16 protein-coding genes and 2 tRNA genes are annotated in these 23,764 nt (G+C 50.3%); 9 read left to right on the plus strand and 9 right to left on the minus strand.

Translation table 11 applies throughout. The features are described from left to right. Positions 1–35 precede the first annotated feature (35 nt). Positions 36–108, plus strand: a tRNA-Phe gene (locus tag DW819_RS02015). Positions 109–233: 125 nt separating this feature from the next. Next, positions 234–306 (plus strand) — tRNA-Gly (locus DW819_RS02020). A gap of 160 nt (positions 307–466) precedes the next feature. On the opposite strand, the gene DW819_RS02025 is transcribed toward DW819_RS02020, so the two are convergent. Next, a complete protein-coding gene (locus DW819_RS02025) occupies positions 467–1,024 on the minus strand; it encodes a Uma2 family endonuclease (RefSeq protein WP_118731840.1) in 558 nt (185 codons plus the stop codon). A 203-nt stretch (positions 1,025–1,227) separates the two neighbouring features. Between DW819_RS02025 and DW819_RS02030 the strand changes: the two genes are divergently transcribed. The 4 genes from DW819_RS02030 (at position 1,228) to DW819_RS02045 (ending at position 6,608) form a co-directional block, all read left to right on the plus strand. Beyond that, positions 1,228–2,559 (plus strand): leucine-rich repeat protein, encoded by a 1,332-nt coding sequence (locus DW819_RS02030; protein WP_182432545.1) that lies wholly within the window; start codon positions 1,228–1,230, stop codon positions 2,557–2,559. Between the two features lie 107 nt (positions 2,560–2,666). Next, positions 2,667–4,037, plus strand: a complete 1,371-nt coding sequence (locus DW819_RS02035) for a VWA-like domain-containing protein (protein ID WP_118731842.1) — start codon at positions 2,667–2,669, stop codon at positions 4,035–4,037. Between the two features lie 112 nt (positions 4,038–4,149). After that, positions 4,150–5,661: an AAA family ATPase gene (locus tag DW819_RS02040; protein ID WP_118731843.1), complete on the plus strand. Its 1,512-nt coding sequence runs from the start codon at positions 4,150–4,152 to the stop codon at positions 5,659–5,661. Between the two features lie 8 nt (positions 5,662–5,669). Further along, positions 5,670–6,608, plus strand: coding sequence for a mechanosensitive ion channel domain-containing protein (locus DW819_RS02045; RefSeq protein WP_243025494.1), 939 nt, complete (start codon positions 5,670–5,672; stop codon positions 6,606–6,608). 57 nt (positions 6,609–6,665) lie between these two features. Here the strand turns inward: DW819_RS02045 and hcp are convergent, their stop codons facing one another. Further along, on the minus strand, positions 6,666–8,300 hold the full coding sequence (gene hcp, locus DW819_RS02050; protein ID WP_118719569.1) for a hydroxylamine reductase: 1,635 nt from the start codon (positions 8,298–8,300) through the stop codon (positions 6,666–6,668). Positions 8,301–8,462: 162 nt separating this feature from the next. Between hcp and bsh the strand changes: the two genes are divergently transcribed. After that, the gene (bsh, locus tag DW819_RS02055; protein WP_118731844.1) at positions 8,463–9,452 is read left to right on the plus strand and encodes a choloylglycine hydrolase; all 990 of its coding nucleotides are present in this window, start codon (positions 8,463–8,465) and stop codon (positions 9,450–9,452) included. A gap of 90 nt (positions 9,453–9,542) precedes the next feature. Here bsh and DW819_RS02060 read toward each other — a convergent pair whose 3' ends face one another. The 4 genes from DW819_RS02060 to bioB form a co-directional block, all read right to left on the minus strand. Beyond that, positions 9,543–10,265 carry a hypothetical protein gene (locus DW819_RS02060; protein WP_118731845.1) on the minus strand — a complete coding sequence of 241 codons (723 nt, stop codon included), beginning with the start codon at positions 10,263–10,265 and terminating at the stop codon, positions 9,543–9,545. A 107-nt stretch (positions 10,266–10,372) separates the two neighbouring features. After that, a complete protein-coding gene (locus DW819_RS02065) occupies positions 10,373–11,320 on the minus strand; it encodes an alpha/beta hydrolase (RefSeq protein ID WP_118731846.1) in 948 nt (315 codons plus the stop codon). A gap of 93 nt (positions 11,321–11,413) precedes the next feature. Further along, entirely contained in the window at positions 11,414–11,974 is a 561-nt protein-coding gene (locus DW819_RS02070; RefSeq protein ID WP_118731847.1) for a biotin transporter BioY, read from the minus strand. Between the two features lie 22 nt (positions 11,975–11,996). Next, entirely contained in the window at positions 11,997–12,968 is a 972-nt protein-coding gene (gene bioB, locus DW819_RS02075; RefSeq protein ID WP_118731848.1) for a biotin synthase BioB, read from the minus strand. Between the two features lie 477 nt (positions 12,969–13,445). Here bioB and clpB point away from each other — a divergent pair, with 477 nt between their 5' ends. Continuing rightward, positions 13,446–16,037, plus strand: a complete 2,592-nt coding sequence (gene clpB / locus DW819_RS02080; RefSeq protein ID WP_118731849.1) for an ATP-dependent chaperone ClpB — start codon at positions 13,446–13,448, stop codon at positions 16,035–16,037. 47 nt (positions 16,038–16,084) lie between these two features. Here the strand turns inward: clpB and DW819_RS02085 are convergent, their stop codons facing one another. Further along, positions 16,085–16,984: a LysR family transcriptional regulator gene (locus DW819_RS02085; protein ID WP_118543195.1), complete on the minus strand. Its 900-nt coding sequence runs from the start codon at positions 16,982–16,984 to the stop codon at positions 16,085–16,087. Between the two features lie 275 nt (positions 16,985–17,259). On the opposite strand from DW819_RS02085, the gene DW819_RS02090 reads away from it, so the two are divergent. Then, on the plus strand, positions 17,260–19,644 hold the full coding sequence (locus DW819_RS02090; protein WP_177303821.1) for a phosphoketolase family protein: 2,385 nt from the start codon (positions 17,260–17,262) through the stop codon (positions 19,642–19,644). Between the two features lie 198 nt (positions 19,645–19,842). Here DW819_RS02090 and DW819_RS02095 read toward each other — a convergent pair whose 3' ends face one another. Both DW819_RS02095 and DW819_RS02100 read right to left on the minus strand, forming a co-directional pair. Then, positions 19,843–21,585 (minus strand): [FeFe] hydrogenase, group A, encoded by a 1,743-nt coding sequence (locus tag DW819_RS02095; RefSeq protein ID WP_118731850.1) that lies wholly within the window; start codon positions 21,583–21,585, stop codon positions 19,843–19,845. Continuing rightward, positions 21,579–23,411 (minus strand): NAD(P)-binding protein, encoded by a 1,833-nt coding sequence (locus DW819_RS02100; protein ID WP_118731851.1) that lies wholly within the window; start codon positions 23,409–23,411, stop codon positions 21,579–21,581. The genes DW819_RS02095 and DW819_RS02100 overlap by 7 nt, the downstream gene beginning before the upstream one ends. Positions 23,412–23,764 lie beyond the last annotated feature (353 nt).

The following is a 23,764-nucleotide window of genomic DNA, read 5'->3' on the forward strand; positions in this document are numbered from 1 at the left end:
CATAGTTTCAGGTATTCACAGTTACGATGAGACGGGCCTTGGTAGCTCAGTTGGTAGAGCAGAGGACTGAAAATCCTCGTGTCACTGGTTCGATTCCGGTCCAAGGCACTTGGATATGACAATTGTTCTTATTTATCGGCTTTTCATGAATTTCAAAAAACTTTAAAAAGTGCTTGCAATTTAGGAAAACCTGTGATAAGATATGAAATGTCCGAGAGACAACAATTTAATATGCGCGAGTGGCTCAGTTGGTGGAGTACGACCTTGCCAAGGTCGGGGTCGCGGGTTCGAGTCCCGTCTCGCGCTCTCAAGAGTACGGGTTCCGAGTTATTCGGGATCCGTTATTTGTTTGTGTAAATGAAATTACTGAAAGTTTTTATTTGAAAACCCCCAGAGGATGCAGCCTTTGGGGGTTTTGTTTTGCCATATGGAAATTCTCACATTCCTTAGTGGCCTACATCATATTCTATTTTTGCCATGTTGTCAATATGTCTTGAATGCATATAGTCAGCCCGGGGTAAATTCCAACCGGAACATCTTGATCAAAGCCGTAGATAACTGGTGCTACATCATTTTCATAGTGGTAAACGGTGACGTGCTCCCTGGCTGGATCTATGATCCAGTATTCCCGGACTCCGGCCTGTGCGTAGATGGTATTTTTTAAGGTGTAGTCCATTTTACGGCTAGCTGGAGAAACCACTTCAAAAACGAGATCCGGAGCTCCGGAACAACCGCGATCGGTCAGTTTGTCTGGGTCGCAGATTACGGAAACATCGGGTTCCACCCAGTTTTTATCATTTGCGTCAAGATTAACGGCAAATGGTGCAGGGTAAACTTCGCAAAGTCCGTGATGTGAATCGATATAATTTGCAATAATCTTATAAATTTGACCGGAAATCTTCTGATGAATCCGACTGGGAGGTGCCATATCATAGAATTTCCCGTCAATTAGCTCAGCACGTTCGCCTTCTGGCTGATTCCAATAGTCTTTTGAGGTATAATAATCAGATTTTAATAATGGCATAATGAACACTTCCTCTCTTATTTTCCATTATAAGAGGAATGGGGAAAAGAAACAAGGCTTTACTTTTGCTCTAAAGTTTTCTAATATAGTAAAGAACCGTGTGACTGCAAAGTGTAATGCAGTTATTACCGTTCATGCGTTGCGCAAACAGCAGGATTTGTTTGTTGTTTTTCAGCAACAAGTTAGAATATAGAGGCATTACGATGAAGTTTATTTATACCAGAAGCAACGATGAAATCCGTATAGATCAGATCGAAGACCCAGAGGCGGTGATCTATGTACCGGAGCGTTTTGAGGATTGTCCGGTGACAGAGCTTGGCTCCTATGTGCTGGCGCACAGTTCTGTGGAGGAGATTCATCTTCCACCGTATGTCAGAAAGATCGGTGCGTACGGATTTTATGAGTGTGAACAACTAAAAAGAATTTATTGTTACAGCCGGGTGCTGGATCTTGGTGCCGGGCTGTTTGCTGGTGTACCTGCAGTAGAGTATCTGGATATTACGGAGTTTCCGGGTGAGCGTTCCTGCTTAAAGGAGATGTTGACAGAACTCCGGCAGACTTTGCGGGTGCAGATCCATTGTTACTGCACACGCATGCGTGTGCAGCAACAGGATTTTGCCGATGCTTCGCATTCCAAATCGGCAAAATCCGCAGCCACAACTGTATCGTACGGAATTTTCAGTTCAGAAAATTCCTACCCGTGTACAGCAATGATTCAGCCGCTGCGGCAGGCGGGGCGAAAGGAAGCAGGGCAGGAAATCTTAAAACCGGGAGAAACAAAGCAGCGGGAAAGAGAACAGCAAAACTTGGATCTGTCTTCGGAGAAACTGCCGGAAGAATACGAGGCGAGACTGATCTTTCCGGAGTATTTCGAGGATTCGGTTGAGAATACACCAGCCCGCATTGTCTGCATCGAGACGCATGGCTGTGGGCACCGTTACCGGTACTGTTTTGCCGGGCGGGTGTTCCAGTACCGGGGCTACGATGAGCTTTTTCCACATGTGCAGGTGCAGGAAAAAGAAGAACTGGTCACAGAGCTGGCATTGGGAAGGCTGCTCTATCCCAAAGAATTATCGGAGAAATTCCGGGAACAGTACCAGACTTATATTCGGGAGCACTGGGAGATGGCCGGACGGCTTTTGATTCAGGCAGATAACATGAAGAAGAACCACGTGAGCAACCTGGAACCAGGAAAACTGCCGTGGCTGGTAGAAGAGGTACTTATGCCAAGGAAGGATCAATGCGAAACCCGACAGCCAGAACTTGCGGCAGAACAACTCCGGAATACGGAACAAAATCAGTCGCTTCAGAATTTCTCTGCCCAGCTTTCCACATTTATTCAGATAGCTCAGGAATCCGGCGATACGGAAATGGTGAGCTGGCTGATGGAACGGCGGCATCAGCTTCGGGCTGCAGATTCGATGCAGTCTGCAGGTGCACTACATGATGCCGAAACAATACAGGATTTAACTGGTGACATGGAACATTCAGTGAAAACGCAGTCATCAAAGCGGAAACGCCGATTCAAATTTTGAAAACCGCCCTCGCAGTGTTTTTTGGCGATGGGCAGTTGATAGATAAGAAAGGGGAAATCGCTGTCGGACGCACATGGTTGTGTGTCTGGTAACGAGAATTACGGAACATGATCGATCCAACCAGGCACAGACAGCTGGAAGAACTGAATATGGTGGAACTTTGTACCCGGATCTTCCGGAATGCCAGGAATGAACTGTACCTGAATATGCGGTATCTGGACCTTTCGTTAAGTTCGCTTGGCTTTGAGGCAGACCCGTGCTGCCGTGGTGTGGGGACAGATGGATTTGTGATCTACTATCATCCGGATTACGTCTGCGATCTGTACCAGAGGGGGCGCGTGCATGTGAACCGGGCATATCTGCACATGGTGCTGCACTGCCTGTTCTGCCATATGGACACGCGCGGCAAACGGGAACCGGAACTTTGGAACCTGGCCTGCGATATTGCGGTGGAATCCATGCTGGACGACATGTATGTAAAATGCATTCGTGTGGCACCGACGCCGTTTCGCCGGGACTGGTACGGACGGCTGCATGCGAAGCTTACTGTGCTGAATGCAGAGGGCGTGTATCGTGTGCTGAAGGAAGAGCAGCTGGAGCCGAGGAGGCTGGAGCGTCTGGCAGCGGAATTTCTGGTGGATGACCACAGTTTCTGGGATCTCCCGGGGGATTCCCCGAAGACTCCCATGGTGCGCCAGACGCAGTGGAGCAATAACCGGGAAAAGGTGCAGACCGAGATGGAGACCATGGGAAACCAGCAGGACGAGGAAAATAAAAGTATGCTGGAGCAGATCCAGGTGGAGAACCGGGAACGGTATGATTACCGTCACTTTCTGCAGCGCTTTTCGGTGCTGCGAGAGGAGATGCAGGTCGATCCGGATTCCTTCGATACGATCTTTTATACCTACGGGCTTTCGCTGTATGGCAACATGCCGCTCATCGAGCCGCTGGAATCCAAAGAAGTCAGCCGGATCGAGGATTTTGTTGTGGTGATCGACACCTCCATGTCCTGTTCCGGGGATCTGGTGCGGTGTTTTCTGGAGGAAACCTACGATGTGCTTTGTCAGTCGGACAGTTATTTTAAGAAGACCAACATCCACATCATCCAGTGCGATGAACAGGTGCAGCAGGATCGTCTCATTACGAATCAGGAAGAGATGGAAGCCTACATGCGGGATTTTACCATCATCGGGCAGGGCGGCACGGATTTCCGTCCGGCATTCGAGTATGTGAATGGACTGATCCGCCAGGGGGCTTTTCGCCGCCTGAAGGGACTGCTGTATTTTACAGACGGAGAGGGGATCTATCCGGTAAAACGGCCGGTGTATGATACCGCTTTCGTCTTTTTGAAGGATCAGTATACCGATATTTCTGTCCCGGCCTGGGCCATGAAGCTGATCCTGGAGCCGGAGCAGCTGCTGGAGAACAGCGGAGGACAATCTTCTGGCAGTAAGGCAGCGAAGGACGGTCCGCTTTAGGAGCAGCTGCTGGAGAACGATGTCACAGGCAGCGAACATGACGGACGGAACGTAACTGTGAAGGTACGGAACAGTTACGACAGAATTACATTGGAAAGGAAGAATAGGAATCATGAACATTAAGCGGGCAAAACAGGAAATCAAAGACACTGTGGCCGCGTATCTGGCAAAGGATGAGTTTGGGGCTTACGAGATTCCCTCCATCCGCCAGCGCCCGATGCTTCTGATCGGACCGCCGGGAATCGGCAAGACCCAGATTATGGAGCAAGTGGCGCAGGAATGTCAGATCGGTCTGGTGGCTTATACCATCACCCATCATACCCGGCAGAGTGCGGTGGGACTGCCCTTTATCGAGCATAAACAGTACGGTGGAAAGGAGTATGCCGTTACCGAGTATACGATGAGTGAGATCGTGGCATCGGTCTACGAGCGCATGGAACGGAGTGGAATGCCGGAGGGCATTTTGTTTATCGATGAGATCAACTGTGTGTCGGAAACATTGGCACCGACCATGCTACAGTTTCTGCAGGGTAAGTCATTTGGAAACCATAAGATTCCGGAGGGATGGATCATTGTGGCAGCAGGAAACCCGCCGGAATACAACAAGTCAGTGCGCGAGTTCGATATCGTCACCATGGACCGGATCCGCCGCATCGATGTGGAGCCGGATCTGAACGTCTGGAAAGAGTATGCAAAGACAGCCGGGGTGCATCCGGCGATCCTTTCTTATCTGAGCGTGCGGCCGCAGAATTTCTGTCAGATCGAGACAACGGTGGACGGCAAGCGCTTTGTGACGCCGCGTGGCTGGGAAGATCTGTCCGAGCTGATCTGGATCTACGAAAAGCAGGGCCGCAAGATGGACCGGGAACTGGTGGGAGAATATCTGCAGTTTCCAAAGATTGCGAAGGACTTTGCAAATTATCTGGAGCTGTACTACAAATACCAGGATGATTACCAGGTGGAGCAGGTGCTTGCGGGTCATATTTCCGAGGCTGCGGTGGACAAGCTGCAGCGGGCATCCTTTGATGAGCGCATCAGCGTGGTGAGTCTGCTTCTGTCGGGGCTGAATGAAAAGTTCCGAAATCTTATTTATATGGAAGAGATGATGAGTCTGCGTATGGAGCAGATGAAAAAGCTGCAGAGTGCCCAGACAGCAAACCGGGATGGTGTGCTGGCAAATGCCCTGGCAGCACTTGCCAATCAATTCCGCGCAGACTGGACCAACCGGCTGGAAAATGCCCTGCTCTCCCGTACGCAGCTTCGCACCTGCCGTGCGGTGAGTGCCAAACTGGAAGAGGATTCCATGGCACTTTTAAAGAGCGGCATCACCGACTGGGACGAGGGTTTTGCGCTTTTGCGTGAGCGTTTTGGCGTGGACAGTGACCGTTATGAGGAACTGTTCGATGAGGCGGGCGCAGCGCTGGAGCATGCGTTTGACTTTATGGAAGCGGCTTTTGCAAACAGCCAGGAGCTGGTGCTGTTTGTGACAGAACTCAATACCGGGGCATACAGCGTTCATTTCCTGCAGGATTATGAATGCGAGCGCTATTACCAGTACAACCGGAATCTGCTGTTCTCCCAGGAGGAGCAGGAGATCGAAGCACTACTAAATAAGAGAGGGTAAGAACCACAATGATGTTTTTGACAAAGCTGATGCTGCTCACGGCAGCAGAAACGGATGCAGACCTTTCTACTGTTTTGGAGGAAACCAAGGCAGTGGCAGAAGAGGTGCATGAGGATCTGCAGAATTTAAAACCCAATGTAATTTTAGAAACCGTAAAGAGCTGGCTTCCGGGACTTATGAGCTTTGGTTACCGTCTGGTGATCGCCATTCTCATTCTGGTGATCGGAAACCGGATCGTGCATGCCGTGCGCAAGTTCTTATATAAGACCTTTACACGCATGAATCTGGATCCGAGTATCAGCCGTTTCCTGATCTCTGTGGCAGATGCCTGCATTTACGCGCTGGCGATCTTTATCGCGGCCGATAAGATCGGTATCCCGTCGGCTTCCATCATCGCGCTTTTGGGTTCTGCCGGACTGGCCGTTGGCCTTTCCCTGCAGGGCAGCCTGGCGAATGTGGCAGGCGGAATCCTGCTGCTGCTGCTGCGTCCGTTTGGCGTGCATGACTACATTGTGAGCGGCGGATACGAGGGAACGGTACAGAGTATCGGCCTGGCTTACACCACTATCATTACGGTCGATAACAAAAAGATTACGATCCCAAATGGCCAGATTTCCAACAGCACGGTTGTAAATGTTACTTCCCAGGAAAAGCGCCGGGTAGACCTGGTGATAGGAATCGGTTATGGCGCCGATATCAAAAAGGCAAAAGAGCTGATCCGTCAGGTGTACGAGAAGCATCCGTTGGTACTGGCAGAGGACGGCATCACCGTTTATGTGGATGAGCTGGCCGACAGCGCGGTTATGCTCGGCTGCCGCGGCTGGACCAAAACGGAAAATTACTGGCAGGTCCGCTGGGATGTGCTGGAAAGCATTAAGGAAGTGTTCGATGCGAACGGCATTGAGATCCCGTTCAACCAGATGGATGTGAATATCAAACATCAGTGAGACATTGAAAATGCACCGCAGGCTTTTGGCTTGCGGTGCATTTTTGCAGAAACTCCATTACTCGAAAAATAATTTCAGATCCTCTTCAACTGTTCCAATGCCCGCGATGCCGAAGTTTTCCACCAGAACCTTCGCAACATTTGGGGATAAGAAGGCCGGAAGGGTCGGTCCTAAGTGGATATTCTTCACACCAAGGTATAAAAGCGCCAGCAGGACAATGACCGCTTTCTGCTCATACCACGCGATGTTGTAGACGATCGGCAGGTCGTTGATGTCATCCAGACCGAAAACTTCCTTTAATTTCAGTGCGATGACAGCCAGGGAGTAGGAGTCATTGCACTGTCCGGCATCCAGCACACGCGGGATCCCGTTGATATCGCCCAGGTCCAGCTTATTATATTTGTACTTTGCGCAGCCTGCGGTTAAGATCACGGCATCGTGCGGCAGTGCCTTTGCAAAATCGGTGTAGTAGTTTCTGGATTTGGCCCGTCCGTCACAGCCAGCCATAACTACGAACTTCCGGATCGCACCGGTTTTTACTGCGTCTACGATCTGGTCAGCCAGGGCCAGCACCTGGTTGTGGGCAAAGCCGCCCAGGATCTCACCCTGCTCAATTTCCGTCGGAGCGGCGCAGCGTTTTGCCTGTTCGATGATTTCAGAGAAATCTTTTTCTTCGCCAATCTCACCGCCGATGTGCTTACAGCCCGGATATCCGGCTGCCCCGGTGGTGTAGAGGCGGTCTTTATAGCTGTCCTTCGGCGGCACGATGCAGTTGGTCGTCATAAGGATCGGTCCGTTGAAGCTCTCAAACTCTTCTTTCTGTTTCCACCATGCATTTCCGTAGTTGCCGACGAAGTTCGGATACTTCTTGAAAGCCGGATAGTAGTGGGCCGGAAGCATCTCGGAATGGGTGTATACATCTACACCGGTTCCCTGTGTCTGGATCAGCAGCATCTCAAGGTCGCGCAGGTCGTGGCCGGAAACCAGAATGCCCGGGCGCTTGCCGACACCAATGTTTACACGGGTCATTTCCGGGTGACCGTAAGCGCCGGTATTGGCTGCATCCAACAGAGCCATGCCCTCCACACCGTATTTTCCGGTCTCCAGGGTTAAGTTTACATAATCCGAGACAGTCAGGGAATCATCCAGCGTAGCGGCCAGGGCGCGCTGCAGGAAAGCATCCAGCTCCGCATTCTCCTTTAACAGGGCATTCGCGTGCTTGCTGTAGGCGGAAAGTCCTTTTAAACCATAAGTGATCATCTCGCGCAGGCTGCGGATATCCTCATCCTTGGTAGAGAGAACCCCTACCAGGGCCGCTTTGACTGCAAAGGTATGTTCCTCGCCGTTCCAGAGTGCGGCAGCCGGAAGCACGGAGGTATCCGGGCATTGCTTTAAGAGATTTTCCTTGGTGTCCAGCGTTTCGCGGATGCGGGCAACGATCATCTCTTTGTCAAAGTTCGCGTTGGTGATGGTGGTGAAGAGATTCACAGTGATGAGATGGTTGATCTCAGCGCTGATTTCGGTTCCCAGGCTGCGCAGATGCGTGGTGACAGCGGAAATCCCGCGGGTAACATATACTAAAAGGTCCTGCATGGCAGCGACCTCCGGAGTTTTTCCGCAGACACCGGAATTGGTGCATCCGGTACAGCCTGCAGTTTCCTGGCACTGATAGCAAAACATATTCTGACTCATAAATATTTCCTCCTTACAACACAAATAATATCAGTAACGTAACAACATGGTCAGAGTATAATAGATATGGCTGCATTTGAATGTTGTTTAAACAACAAAATTGCATTATAATGGTGTTAAAATGCTGGAAATATATGGAATGATAAAGAAGGAGGAACCGCGATGTGTACAGCAGCAGTCTATAAAACAAAAGACTTTTATTTTGGACGGAATCTGGATTACGAATTTCCGTACGGGGAGGAGGTTACAGTCACACCCCGGAATTATCCGTTCCATTTCCGTTTCCTTGGTGAGATGGAGCATCATTATGCCATGATCGGCATGGCACATATTGCGGATAACTATCCGCTTTATTACGATGCGGTAAATGAAAAAGGGCTCGGCATGGCCGGTCTGAACTTTGTGGGAAACGCTGTGTACGGAGAACCCGTAACCGATGGAACAAAAGAAAATGTTGCGCAGTTTGAACTGCCGCTGTGGCTGTTGGGACAGTGCGCAACTGTGAAGGAGGTGCGTGCGCTGCTTGCAAAAATCCAGATCACGAATACGCCATTCAATGAAAAATATCCGGTTTCCCAGCTCCACTGGATGATCGCGGACCGGGAAGAAACCATCGTAGTGGAAGCCGTGGCAGACGGACTTCATATTTATGATAATCCGGCCGGAGTCCTCACAAACAACCCGCCGTTTCCGCAGCAGATGTTCCGCTTAAATGATTACCGCGGTCTATCTCCGAGGCAGCCGGAAAACACCTTCGCACCGGGACTTGACCTTACGGCCTACAGTCGCGGTATGGGTGCATTGGGGCTGCCGGGCGATCTATCTTCTGCTTCCCGCTTCGTCCGTGCTGCTTATGTGCGCGGAAATTCCTTATCGGGGGATTCTGAAAGCGCGAGCGTGAGCCAGTTCTTCCATATCCTGCACTCCGTAGAGCAGCAGAGAGGTTGCTGCGATGTAGGCGGCGAAAAGTACGAGATCACGATTTATACTTCCTGTTGCAATGCAGACAAGGGAATCTACTACTACACCACCTACGAAAATCACCAGATCACAGGCGTGGACATGCATGCGGAGAATCTGGACGGGGCAGAACTCGCGCGATATCCGCTTGTGCAGGGCGAGCAGATCTGCTGGCAGAACAAGGAAAAGTAACAACATCTTATATTTATAATAGGCCCGTGCGGGCTGCTGGTCTGATTTTATCAGTCAACTGCCTGCACAGGCCTTGGTATTATGCGCAACCTAATTACAGTTTTCTTTTACAAATTGTACGATATCTTCATTTACTTCCATGATTCGAGGATCGTTTTCCATCTCAGAAATACTCATCCAACAATAGGAAACGCCATCAATCTCAAATGAATTCGATCTCGCAGCATTCGGAAAAGAAGAAATATTTGCCAAATACAATTTGTGACTGTAAATACGTTCTTCTTTATGGCTTTCCGAGTATTTCTTACTGAGATTTTGGGCAATATACTGGAGCTTTATATCGTCTGCTTTTATTTTTAACTTGTTTGATATTCCAGATACAATAAAGTTTTCGTTATTCGTGTTATCTTTGAAGTTTAAGAATAAATAAGCATTCCAACGGGTATCGTAGTAGAGTAAAAATTTATTTGGAAATTCATCAAACGTGTTTTTGATTGCAATAATTGAATGATTGTGAGTTATTTCATTCAGCCTATTGATGTCCTGAAAAAGATCTTCGTATGTATAGGAGTTTTTGGAACAATGATAGATATCAAAAATACTTTTTCCGGTAAAAAATAAGCCTAATAGGACGAAAATAGTTTTTATGACAATGCCAGAAATTATGAAAAAATCGCTATAAGAAGCCCAAATTACAGATATCAAAAAAGAGACTGCTGATAATAAACTATCCCATACAACAGTCTTACCTATAAATTGTTTCTTTTGTTCGAGCAATAAATTCAACTTAACATCATCCAGTAATATTTTCATATGTATTGTTCCTTTGCAAAATGAAAAAACCATTATATAGCATTGCAATAAAAAACACAAGAACTTTTCTCTAGGATAACATAGGAAAATCGTAAGCGCAAGGCGATTCAATCGACAAAATTCGCGCGTATAAAATCTAAAAGCCGGTGGTAAGAAATCTTTCCCTCTGGAACCAGGCGGGCAAATACGACATAAATATGGAACATTCCCGGCTGGATCTCACAGGTGACCGGAACCTGACATGCTTTCAGCTTCTCTACGACCTGTAAAGTCTCGTCATACAGCATTTCATGGGTGCCAACAGAGAAAAACATGGGTGGAAAGCCGTGATAATCCCCGAAGATCGGTGAAACATACGGATCTGTCCGGTCTGCATTTCCCAGAAATGAAAAAATCTTTCCCTGCATGAGTGCCTGCAGGCGATCTTCGGTCAGAGTTTTTCCCTTGTTGCCGAACATGACATCCCTTCCGTAATTGTCACGGAAGCTCTGGGTGTTGCAGGTCATGTCGGTCCAGGCGGAGATACAGAATGCGGCTCTCGGCATGGTTTTGTTTAGATCCCGCAGCTTTAAGAGCAGAGCCAGGGCCAGATTGGCGCCTGCGGAGTCACCGCCCAGTATGATCTGGTCCGGCGCATAACCCTGCCGTTTGGTAAGATCATCCCAAAGATCCAGGGCTTCATTTAATTGTGTGGGGTATTGGTAGTCCGGAGCGCACCGGTAATCCAGGTAAATGGTCTCGCAGCCATTGGCTGCTTGAAAAAAGCCGGTGGAAAAATTGCGGTAGGATGGCACCAGGCCGTCCCGGTAGGCACCTCCATGAAAATATAGGAGTACACGTCCGGTACGTCCGGTGTCTGTACGGATGACACGTTGAAAGGCAGTGCCGCCTGGTGTGGTCTCTGCAGACCAGGTGTAGGCTTCTGGCAAGCGGTCTTTATTGAAAATAGCATTCTGCCAGCGGTGTCTTGCGGCAGAATGCTTTTTATGTGGCGCATTATGATTCATATTTTTCCAGATCATATGACTGATCAGGAGACCTCGGATGGATGTCATGTTTTTTTCCTCGCCTGTTTAAGGTTTTGTGTTTTTACGGTTCGTTGTCTCATGGAGACACCCATGACATCCATTATACTACAGTTGTTGCTATTATTGAACCACAGAACCCAGTCTTTTGCGGATCTCCGGACCGATACTCATGGCAAGCACCATCTTGATGAGGTCAGCCGGGATAAATGGGATAACACAGACTGCAAGGGCAGCCGATACCGTGTAGTTGGCCTGGAAGCAGAACCATACAGTTCCGAGTGCGTAACAGATCATGGTGCCGACGATCATGCCGACCAGTTGAACCCAGTGCTTTTTGCAGTGGTCAATCACAAATCCGGCAATGATTGCCATCGGGATAAAGCCTACTATGTAACCGCCGGTTGGTCCGGCGAGCTTGGCAACGCCACCGGTAAAACCGGAAAAGACAGGAAGTCCGGCAAAGCCGAGCAGTAAATAAATGAAATAACTGATTGTCCCTTTTTTCCAGTCCAACAGGTAAAGAGACAGATAGATGGCGAAATTAGTAAGAGAGATCGGCACCGGCCCGATCGGGATGGACAGCGGTGCGAGAATACAGGTGACAGCGGTCATAAGCGCTGTCATAGTCATGGCATAAGTGTTGCTTCTCCGGAAAGATCCGGCGGTAGTCTGGTTTGTCATAGTGAACTCCTTTCGTTTTTTGTTAAGCGGATTCGATTTCGTAAGTGAAACCGGCTTCCTCAATGGCCCGGATGGTATCCTGGATTCCCTGCCCGCCCGCGGTCAGGTAACCGGAGGCAAAAATGGAATCCACCACGCGGAGCAGGTCTTTTTCTTTTCCCTTAAAATAAACTTCCCGTCCGGCAGCACAGCGGATATCAGATTTCGGGACCAGAAGTCTGGCAAGGCAGAGCACCTTCAGACAGTATTCCGTTGTGAGCCCAGAAATATCGGCGTGCTCTAACGGAGTGCCCGGGATCGGAAGCAGGAAATTGATCGGGAGTGCTTCCGGCTGGATCTCGCGGAGTTCCAGAAGCATGTCAACAACATCTTCTTTGGACTCGCCCATGCCGATGATCCCGCCGCTGCAGATCTCAAATCCCAGTCCCTGAAGCATTTTGATGTTGGCCACGCGCTGCTCAAAGGTATGGGTGGAGCAGATGTTGGGATAATAGGAACGGCTACTGTTTAAATTGTGGTTGATGCGGTCGAGCCCGGCTTCTTTTAAGATTTTCGCCTGATGCTCGGTCAGAAAGCCGATGGAACAGCACAGATGCGTACCGGTTTCTTTCATTTTACGGATCCGTTTCGCCAGATCTTCGATTTCCGCGTCGGTGAATTTCATTCCGCTTAAGCCGATACAGTGGCGGGACAGATGGTTCTCGTTGACAAAGTCATTGTCTTTATATAATTTCTCATCGTCTACCCATTTGTATTTATCAATCTCAGCTTTGGAGCGGCAGGACTGGGCACAGTAAGCGCAGTCCTGGGAACAGTTTCCGCTGCGGGCATTGGTCAGGATATGGATGCTTACATGGTTTCCTTTATACTTTCTGCGCAGGACTTCTGCACGGGCGATGAGTTCCGGAAGTTCTCCATCCGGAGTGTTTAAGATGGCAAGCGCTTCCTCGCGGGAAAGCTGTGGATCGGTGGAAATATCAGGCGTTGTGCTCATAAGATCGGATCTCCTTTGATATGGTAAATAAAAATTGGTTTTGAGAAATAAAATAGCACGAGGAGATATAATTGTCAACATATAATTTAAAATTGGTTAACAATTAGATGCAAGGAAATAGAAGACAGCCAGAGCATGTGGACAAGGGAGTCCATGTATTGCGATGAAATAAGAATATTAGACTGGATCCAGACTTTTCGGATACCGCTTGGGGATTCGCTGCCGTGTCGGCGCTCTTTTTTGCCGGGGAGAAGAAAATCTGGAAAGAAGCTTTTTTGGATTCCCGCAGACGAAAAAACAGCTCTTTTGCATTTGCAGAAGATGGCATTGTGAAAGACACAAATTCTTCACAAATAATTAGCACTCACCTCTTGACAGTGCTAACAACATGTGCTATAGTACAGCTGATGTTATAGAAGTAGTATAACAGATGAGATAAAAGATGACGTTGCACTAAAAGGAATGGAGGTGTGATTTATGAATATAAACAAATTTACCCAGAAATCAATGGAAGCCGTCCAGAACTGTGAAAAGCTTGCTTACGAATATGGCAATCAGCAGATCGAACAGGAGCATCTGTTCTACAGTCTGCTCACATTGGATGACAGCCTTATTTTAAAATTGTTAACCAAGATGGGCATCAGCAAAGAGCTGATCACCAATGAAGCACAGCAGAAGCTGGCAGGACTGCCGAAGGTAAGCGGTTCCAGTCAGGTTTACATCAGCAATGATTTAAATAAAGTCCTCATCAATGCGGAGGACGAATCCAAAGCCATGGGCGATGAATATGTCTCCGTTGAGCATATTTTCCTGTCCATGTTAAAGTATGCGGACCGTACCATGAAGGATCTGTTCCGCCAGTACGGCATTACCCGCGACACCTTTTTGCAGGCACTGTCTACGGTGCGCGGCAACCAGAGAGTTGTCAGCGACAATCCGGAAGCAACCTATGACACCCTGGAAAAATATGGCTACGACCTGGTAGAGCGTGCGAAGGACCAGAAGCTTGACCCGGTCATCGGTCGTGACAGCGAGATCCGTAATGTAATCCAGATTCTTTCCCGAAAGACCAAGAACAACCCGGTCCTGATCGGTGAGCCTGGTGTTGGTAAGACGGCGGTTGTCGAGGGACTGGCCCAGCGTATTGTCCGCGGCGATGTGCCGGAAGGCTTAAAGAACCGCAAGCTGTTTGCGCTGGATATGGGCGCGCTGGTTGCAGGCGCCAAGTACCGTGGCGAGTTTGAGGAGCGGTTAAAAGCCGTTCTGGAAGAAGTGAAAAAGAGTGAAGGACAGATCATTCTGTTCATCGATGAGCTGCATACCATTGTGGGAGCCGGCAAGACCGAGGGCTCCATGGATGCAGGCAACCTGTTAAAACCGATGCTTGCCAGAGGCGAGCTGCACTGTATCGGTGCGACCACACTGGATGAATACCGGAAATACATTGAGAAAGATGCGGCCCTGGAACGTCGTTTCCAGCCGGTGCTGGTAGACCAGCCGACCGTAGAAGATACCATTTCCATTCTGCGTGGTATCAAGGAGCGTTACGAAGTGTTCCACGGTGTCAAGATCACGGACTCTGCCCTGGTGGCAGCAGCTGTGCTTTCTGACCGTTACATCACCGACCGCTTCCTGCCGGATAAGGCGATCGACCTGGTTGATGAGGCCTGCGCCCTGATCAAGACCGAGCTTGACTCCATGCCGACCGAACTGGATGAACTTTCCAGAAAGATCATGCAGATGGAGATTGAGGAGACTGCATTAAAGAAAGAGACAGATCATTTGAGCCAGGAGCGTCTGGCGGATCTGCAGAAAAATCTGGCAGAGTTGCATGACGAGTTTGCCAGCAAGAAGGCACAGTGGGAGAATGAAAAGAATTCCGTTTCCCATCTGTCCGCATTGCGTGAGGAGATCGAGCAGGTAAACCGCGATATCGCGACTGCCCAGCAGCAGTATGATTTAAATAAAGCAGCAGAATTGCAGTACGGCAAGCTGCCACAGCTGCAGAAAGAACTGGAAGCCGAGGAGGAGAAGGTCAAGAATCAGGATCTGAGTCTGGTGCATGAGAGTGTCACCGAGGATGAGATCGCGCGGATCATCTCCCGCTGGACCGGCATTCCGGTAAATAAATTAAACGAGAGCGAGCGCAGCAAGATCCTGCATCTGGATACCGTGCTGCACAAACGGGTCGTAGGCCAGGATGAAGGCGTGGAAAAGGTAACTGAAGCCATCCTTCGTTCCAAAGCCGGGATCAAGGATCCGACCAAACCGATTGGTTCCTTCCTGTTCCTTGGACCGACCGGTGTCGGCAAGACTGAGCTTGCGAAAGCCCTGGCTGAGGCACTGTTCGACGATGAGAACAATATGGTCCGTATCGATATGAGTGAGTACATGGAGAAACATTCTGTAGCCCGCCTGATCGGAGCACCTCCGGGATATGTCGGCTACGATGAGGGTGGTCAGCTGACCGAGGCAGTCCGCAGAAAACCGTACTCTGTTGTTCTCTTCGATGAGGTGGAAAAGGCACATCCGGATGTATTCAATGTCCTGCTTCAGGTATTGGACGATGGACGTATCACCGATTCCACCGGCAAGACCGTGGACTTCAAGAACACCATTCTGATCATGACCTCCAACATCGGTTCCCAGTATCTGCTGGATGGCATCGATGAAAACGGCAATATCAAGCCGGAGGCTGAGGCTATGGTCATGCAAGATCTGCGTGCCCACTTCCGTCCGGAGTTCTTGAACCGTCTGGATGAGACGATCCTCTTCAAGCCGTTAACAAAGGATAACATCAGCCACATCGTGGATCTGATGGTAGCCGATGTCAACCGCCGTCTGGAAGACCGCGAACTGAAGGTAGAACTGACCGATAATGCCAAGACCTTTGTAACCGGCCACGGTTACGATCCGGCATACGGTGCACGTCCGCTGAGACGTTATCTGCAGAAGAATGTAGAGACGCTGGCAGCAAGGATCATTCTGGAAGGCAACATCAGTGAAGGCCAGACCATCGTGATCGATACCGATGAGAAGGGCGAGAAGCTGATCGCATATGTAGAATAACAATATTATCAGGCTTAACAGCCCCGTGTGAACTGCCGAATGGCAGTTCACACGGGGCTTATTTCTTTCGCGAATTTCTGGAAAGCTTTCGATGCCACGCTCTGCGGATATTCGGAGTCGGAGATCAGCAGGATGTTTCGTTCCGGAAACTGCTCCTGCACCTGGATCTGGAAGATGTTTCCGGCGGCGAGTTCGCTGTGGGCGAAGGCTTCCGGGATGAACCCGATCCCTAAGTTGTGGCGCACGGCGGGCAGAATCAGGTCGGTGGTGGCCAGCTCCATGTCAGGTGAGAAGGAGAGTCCGTACTGCGCAAAGTAAGTGTTTAAAAAAGTACGGCTGATAGATTCCGAGGTCAGGCTGATCCAGGGGTAGGAGGCCAGCTCGCGCAGGGAGACCGGATGACCTTTCAGTTCCGAGAAGCGTTTTCCACTGATGAGAATGTCGCGGTAGGTGTGCAGCTTTTTCATGCGCAGAGGTTCAGAAATATGGAGCGGGAGAGAAGAAACCACGGCAAAATCCACCTTGCCATCCCGCACAGCCTGGATGGAATCCTGGGTGCTGTGATTTAAGATCTGGAAGTGGACACCAGGATATTCCTCATGGAAATTTTCCATGGCTTCAAAAAGCCAGGAGTGGAGGGCGGTTTCTGTGGCGCTGATGGAGATGCTGCCATTCTCCAGCTGCAGCAGATCACTTAAGTGGCTTTCGGCGCGGAAAAACTGCAGGCATCCGGCGGAGACGTATTCAAAGAAGCGGCTTCCCTCGGCGGTCAGTTCCATTCCGGATTTGCTGCGGATAAAGAGACGGCAGCCAAGGTCTGCTTCCAGCTTGTGGATGACGCGGGTTACGGCAGGCTGGCTGGTGTTCAATGCAGCGGCGGCGCGGGTTAAGTTGCCGTATTTTGCGACATAGTAAAAGATTTTATAGTATTCGAAATTAGATGTCATGGTATATTCTCCAAGTTTATCAGTCTGTTTTTCTCAAAAGGTTGTCTCCATTATAGTACAGAAATCAAGGGAAATCCACGGTTTGCGGCATATCCATATCAAATTGATATGAATATAATGCAGAAATTGCATTTTACAGATTGGATTGTATGTGCGAAAATACAATGCGTAAACGTTAGAAAAATAACAAACCCAATTTTTGAGCAAGAAACGCAACGTTTCCCATGTTGCGCAGACAGCAGCAAAATGACGTAAGCAAAGAAAGAGGTAAGATCATGGAGAACAACACCTGTCTGGAAAAGCAGCCTCTGTGTGAGGAAATGCTGGAAAAGATGAACGCCTACTGGCGTGCGGCAAACTATCTGTCTGCCGGTCAGTTATATCTGTTAGATAATCCGCTTTTAAAGAAACCGCTGAGCATGGATCAGATCAAAAAGAAAATCGTAGGACACTGGGGAACCGTTCCTGGCCAGAACTTTGTGTATGTGCACTGCAATCGTGCTATCAAGCGCTATGATCTGGATATGATCCTTCTTTCCGGTCCGGGACATGGCGGAAACTTCCTGATCGCCAACACCTATCTGGACGGAAGCTACAGCGAGGTATATCCGAATATCAGCCAGGATGAGGAAGGCATGAAGAAGATGTTCAAGCAGTTCTCCTTCCCGTGCGGTGTTCCGAGCCACTGCGCTCCGGAAACGCCTGGTTCCATCAACGAGGGCGGTGAGCTGGGTTACTCCATTGCGCATGCATTTGGCGCCGTGTTTGATAACCCGGACCTGATCGCAACGGTAGTTGTAGGCGATGGCGAGGCCGAGACCGGTCCGCTTGCAACTTCCTGGCAGTCCAATAAATTCTTAAACCCGGTTACCGATGGTGCAGTTCTTCCAATCCTGCACTTAAATGGTTACAAGATCAGCAACCCGACCATTTTCTCCCGTATCCCGCATGACGAGATCAAGTCCTTCTTCGAGGGCTGCGGCTGGAAGCCGTACTTTGTTGAGGGTGATGATCCGATGACCATGCACAAGAAGATGGCAGAGACCGTGGATACCGTCATCGAGGAGATCAAAGCCATTCAGAAGCATGCAAGAGAGGAGCAGGATCCGGAGCGTCCGAAGTGGCCAATGATCATCCTGCGCACTCCGAAGGGCTGGACTGGTCCAAAGGTAGTAGACGGACAGCAGATCGAGGGTTCTTTCCGTGCCCATCAGGTGCCGATCAGTATGGAAAAACCGGAGCATTTACAGCTGTTAGAAGCGTGGTTAAAGAGCTACCACGCAGAAGAACTGTTTGATGAAACAGGACGTCTGATTCCGGAACTGGCTGAGCTGGCTCCAAAGGGCAATGCGCGTCTGGGTGCAAACCCGCATGCAAACGGCGGACTGCTGCTGAAAGATTTGCGTCTCCCGGATTTCCGCAAGTATGGCATTCCAGTTGAGCCGGGCAAGACCAAGGCTCAGGATATGATTGAACTTGGCGGTTATATCCGTGATATCTTTAAGCTCAATGAGGACAGCAAGAACTTCCGTATCTTCGGACCGGATGAGAGCATGTCCAATCGTCTGTATAAAGTATTTGAGGAGCAGAACCGCGACTGGAACGGCGAGCTGCTTCCGACCGATGATAAGCTGGCGAGAAATGGCCGTATCATGGATGGTATGCTGAGTGAGCATATGTGCGAGGGCTGGCTGGAAGGTTACCTGCTGACTGGTCGTCATGGCTTTTTCGCAAGCTATGAGGCATTTATCCGTATCGTGGATTCCATGGCTGCGCAGCACGCAAAGTGGCTGAAAGTCTGCAACCAACTGTCCTGGAGACGCCCGATCGCATCCTTAAACTTCATCCTGACTTCCAACGTATGGCAGCAGGACCACAACGGATTTACCCATCAGGATCCGGGATTCTTAGACCATATCGCTAACAAGAAAGCAGACGTTGTCCGCATGTATCTCCCGCCGGATACCAACTGCCTGCTGTCCTGCTTCGATCACTGCATCAAGAGTAAGAACTATGTGAATGCGATCGTTGCATCCAAGCATCCGAGCTGCCAGTGGCTATCCATGGAGCAGGCTGTAAAGCACTGCACCCAGGGTATCGGTATCTGGGAGTGGGCAAGCAATGACTGCGGCGAGGAGCCGGATGTTGTTATGGCATGCTGCGGCGATACTCCGACCCTGGAGACCATGGCTGCCGTTACCATTCTGAGAGATGAGCTTCCTGAGCTGAAGATCCGCGTTGTAAATGTGGTTGACCTGTTCAAGATGGAGTCCGACCATAAGCATCCGCACGGCTTAAGCGATGCAGAGTACGATGCAATCTTTACTCCGGATAAGCCGGTTATCTTCGCATTCCACGGTTATCCGACCCTGATTCATGAGCTGACCTACGAGCGCAACAACCACAATATGTCTGTTCATGGTTACCAGGAGGAAGGTACCATCACGACACCGTTCGACATGCGTGTCCAGAACCAGCTTGACCGCTTCAGCCTGGTGAAAGATGCCGTGATGCATCTGCCGCAGCTTGGCAATCGTGGTTCTTTCCTGATCCAGAAGATGAACGACAAACTGGTAGAGCACAAGCAGTACATTGCCGAGTACGGCCAGGACCTCGAAGAGATCCGCAACTGGGAGTGGCATGTACCGGTAGAAAAATAAGTACAGATGATAGTGAAACAGAAGTATTATATATAGAAGAAACGCCGTCCGCAAAATGGGCGGCGTTTCTTTGTCTAAAAAAATCAGCGGAGGTGCCGGTGGCACCTCCGCTGATCTGGCAGTTGTGGGTATACCGCAGGGCGGCACACCATGTTTAGAAGGATAATGAGGAAATGAATTACATCGCACGAACCGTCATTACTCCGGATCGTGCATGGACCATGCATTGTGGTCCGTGTGTAAGATCATGTGGGACTTGTGGGAAAGAGGATGTTCAAGGAAATCCTGGTACAGCTTTGCCACGTCCTGATTCTCATGGGAGAACCGGATCTTACTGTTCTTGTCGAGGAAGTGCAGGTTTTCACCGCGCACACCTGCAAGTTCTTTGCCGTCACAGATCGGCTGTCCGCCGCCGCCGACACAGCCGCCGGGGCAGGCCATGACTTCTACGAAGTCATAAGATACATCGCCGCGCCGGATCGCCTCGAGGAGTTTTCTTGTGTTGCCGAGGCCACTGACAATGGCGGTGCGGACCGTGGTTCCGTTAAAGTCGAGGTTTGCTTCTGTGAGTGCATAGTCCTCATTGACGGTACGGATGTCATCAAAGAAATCCGGGTCCGGATTTTTGCCGGACAGGGCATGGTAAGCGGTTCGAAGTGCCGCCTCCATGACACCGCCGGTTGCGCCGAAGATGACACCGGCACCGGTCCACTCCTGCATGAGGCTGTCTGGCTTTCGGTCAGTCAGCACTTCCGGCCGGATGTGGGTTTCGCGGAGCATGCGCGTGAACTCTCGTGTGGTCAGCACAATGTCCACGTCTTTCCCTGCGTATTCTTTATAGTAGAAATCCATGTTTGCCTCTGCCTTTTTGGCAACGCAGGGCATAACGGATACGGTCACAATATTTTCCGGGTCCACGCCGATGGACTGGGCGAAGTAGGTCTTCATGACAGCACCAAACATCTGCTGCGGGGATTTCGCGGTCGAAAGCTGCGAAACCATCTCCGGGAACTGGGTTTTTACAAAACGCAGCCAGCCCGGACAGCAGGAGGTGAACATCGGTCGGTTGTTTAAGGAACCGCTCTGGAACCGCTCCAGAAATTCGGTTGCTTCTTCCATGATCGTTAAGTCGGCGGAGAAGGACGTGTCGAATACGTAGTCCGCGCCCATGCGCTTCCAGGCATCTAAAATCTTGCCGACGGTAGCGTCTTCGCGTTTCATTCCCATGGCTTCGCCCCATGCAGTGCGGACTGCGGGAGCAATCTGGACTACAACGGTTTTCTTTTCATCTGTAATGGCATCCCATACTTTTTCGGTGTCATCGCGCTCGCGCAGGGCGCCCACCGGACAGTGGGTGATGCACTGGCCGCAGAGGGCACAGTCTGCATCGGTGATCTTGCGGTTGCCTTTGACATTGACGGTGGTTCTGGAACCGGTACTGGTCACATCCCAGATACCCAGTCCCTGCACTTTATCGCAGACCTGGATGCAGCGCATGCACTTGATGCACTTTTCCGTGTCGCGGATGAGCGGGAAATTCTTATCCCATGGAGCATGTTCTACACGCTCTTTAAACGGAAGGTCGATGATGTTTAAGTCGTTTGAAAGCGTCTGCAGGGTACAGTTGCCGCTGCGGACACAGGTTGCGCACTTAAAGTCGTGCTGGGAGAGAATGAGCTGTACATTCTGTTTTCTTGCCACACGGACCCTCGGACTGTTTGTCAGGATCTCCAGTCCCTCCTGCACTTTATTGTTGCAGGAGGTTACCAGCTGCTCTTTTCCGACAACCTCCACGAGACATACGCGGCAAGCCGCAATCTCGTTGATATTTTTTAAATAGCAGAGCTTTGGAATGTCGATTCCTGCAAGGGCAGCCGCTTCCATAATGGTGGTTCCCTCCGGAACCGAGATTTCGTTATGATCGATCTTTAAATTTACCATTTGTTTTCACGACCTCCTTTGAAGATTCCATAGCCGAAGTGATCGCAGCCGAGGCAGCGGCTTGCTTCCTGTCTTGCTTCTGCTTCGGTCATGCAGTTTTCCACGCCTTCGAAATCGCAGACGCGCTCACAGGCCTCGCGCTCGGTCATATTGACACGGCCACATGGAATGCGGTCACGCAGATCAGGCTCCGGAAGCACAACATCGCAGCTGATCGTGTGACGGAAACCAAGATATTCGTCGATGTTTGCCGCAACGACCTTGGCAGCGGCAATGGCTTTGATTACGGATGCCGGACCGGACGCGCAGTCGCCGCCTGCAAATACGCCAGGCATATTGTCGAAACCGCCGTAGCGCTCGGTCTGGATCTTGCCGCGGTTGACCGGAAGACCGGCTTCCTCGAAGTGCTGGAATTCGATATCCTGTCCGATTGCCACGATCAGGGTCTGGCACGGAACAAAGATATCCGGCTCGCCGGTCGCACGCACACTGGCTCTGCCGCCTTTAATCTTGCTGATCATCTGCGGGGTGACATAGACACCGCGCACATGGTTGTTTTCATCGACATCGATCCGGGCCGGAGCCATCAGGGTTTTTACTTCAATGCCCTCGGCAACAGCGCCTTCAATCTCACCCGGAAGTGCAGTCATATCAGCTACACGGCGCCGGTAGAGGATAGAAACCTTCTTTGCACCGAGACGTTTTGCTGTTCGGACTGCATCCATGGAAACGTTGCCGCCGCCAATGACAGCAACCTCCTGTCCGCTCAGATCCGGATTTAAGTTCTTTCCGACATCACGCAGGAAGCGGACTGCGGAGATGACACCTTCTGCAGATTCTCCTTCAATGCCAAGCTTTTTATCTGTGCTTGCGCCGATGGTGATGAGCACGGCATCGTATTCCTTGCGCAGTTCCTGAATTGTAATGTCAGTACCGATCCGTTTTCCGTACTCGACTTTCACACCAGTCTCCAGAATGGCGTTGATATCGTCATCAAGACGCTCCTTTGGCAGACGGTAGTTCGGGATGCCGTAGCGGAGCATGCCGCCCAGTTTCGGGAGCATTTCAAAAACGGTGGTCTGATGTCCCATGAGCTGCAGATAATAAGCTGCGCTTAAGCCGCCCGGGCCGCCGCCGATGATGGCGATCTTTTTGCCGGTGGAAGCAGCACAGGATGGCGGAGGAACTTTGCCAGCATAATCTGCTGCGAAGCGTTTCAATCCGCGGATGTTGACGGCATCGTCAATGATGTTTCTGCGGCAGCGGGCCTCACATGGATGCTCACAGATGAAGCCGCAGGTGGTCGGAAATGGATTGTCCTTGCGGATCAGACGGATGGCATCGGCGTAGCGGCCTTCGCGTACCAGGGAAACATAGCCTGGTATATCCACATGTGCTGGGCAAAGGGAAACGCACGGAACCGGCTGCGTGTAGTTGCAGGTACAGCGGCCCTGATGAACGTGTTCCTCATAGTCCTCACGGCATTCTTTTAAGCTTCGGTATACCGTATGGGCAGCTTCGTAGCCAATGGCACAGTCAGCACCGTTCATAATACTCTGGGACAGTTCCTCCATGAGCTTTAAGGTTTCCATGGTGGCTTCCCCGTTCATAACATCGGTGAGCAGGTTCTTTAACTGCCACAGGCCGACACGGCACGGGACACATTTGCCGCAGGTGTGGGTGTGGCACATCTCCACAAAGGCTCTGGTCATGTCAACCGGGCAGAGACCTGGCGGACTGGATTCGATTCGGCGTTCCAGGTCTTTGTACAGCTCCTCAATCATGAGCTGAGCCTGGTTGGGACTGGTGATTTCCAAACGACTCATAGTAGGTGTTCCTCCCTTTTTGTTAGGTGGCCATGCGCTTGATCGCCACGTTATTGTACAAAATGATGATGTTTCTCAAATACAACTGCCTCTAAGTATACAGAGTGCCAGAGAAAAAGGCAAGCAAAAACTAAAAATTTTTTAGGTTTTCTAAAAGTTTGTCAGAAATAAAACAAAGGAAGCCGCATTCCGGGTCTTTGGACCTTTCATGCGACTCCCTTCTGGGTATCTTATAAACTTAAAACTTTTTCTCATATTATCCGGCAAGACAGCCGCACTGCGCGGTCCTTGAAATGACCGCAGCTGAGACCAAGTATACAATAGGACCGCTTGTTTGGGCAAGTCTTGTTTTG

Source organism: Clostridium sp. AM33-3 (genome assembly GCF_003480315.1).
Classification (GTDB): domain Bacteria; phylum Bacillota; class Clostridia; order Lachnospirales; family Lachnospiraceae; genus Brotaphodocola.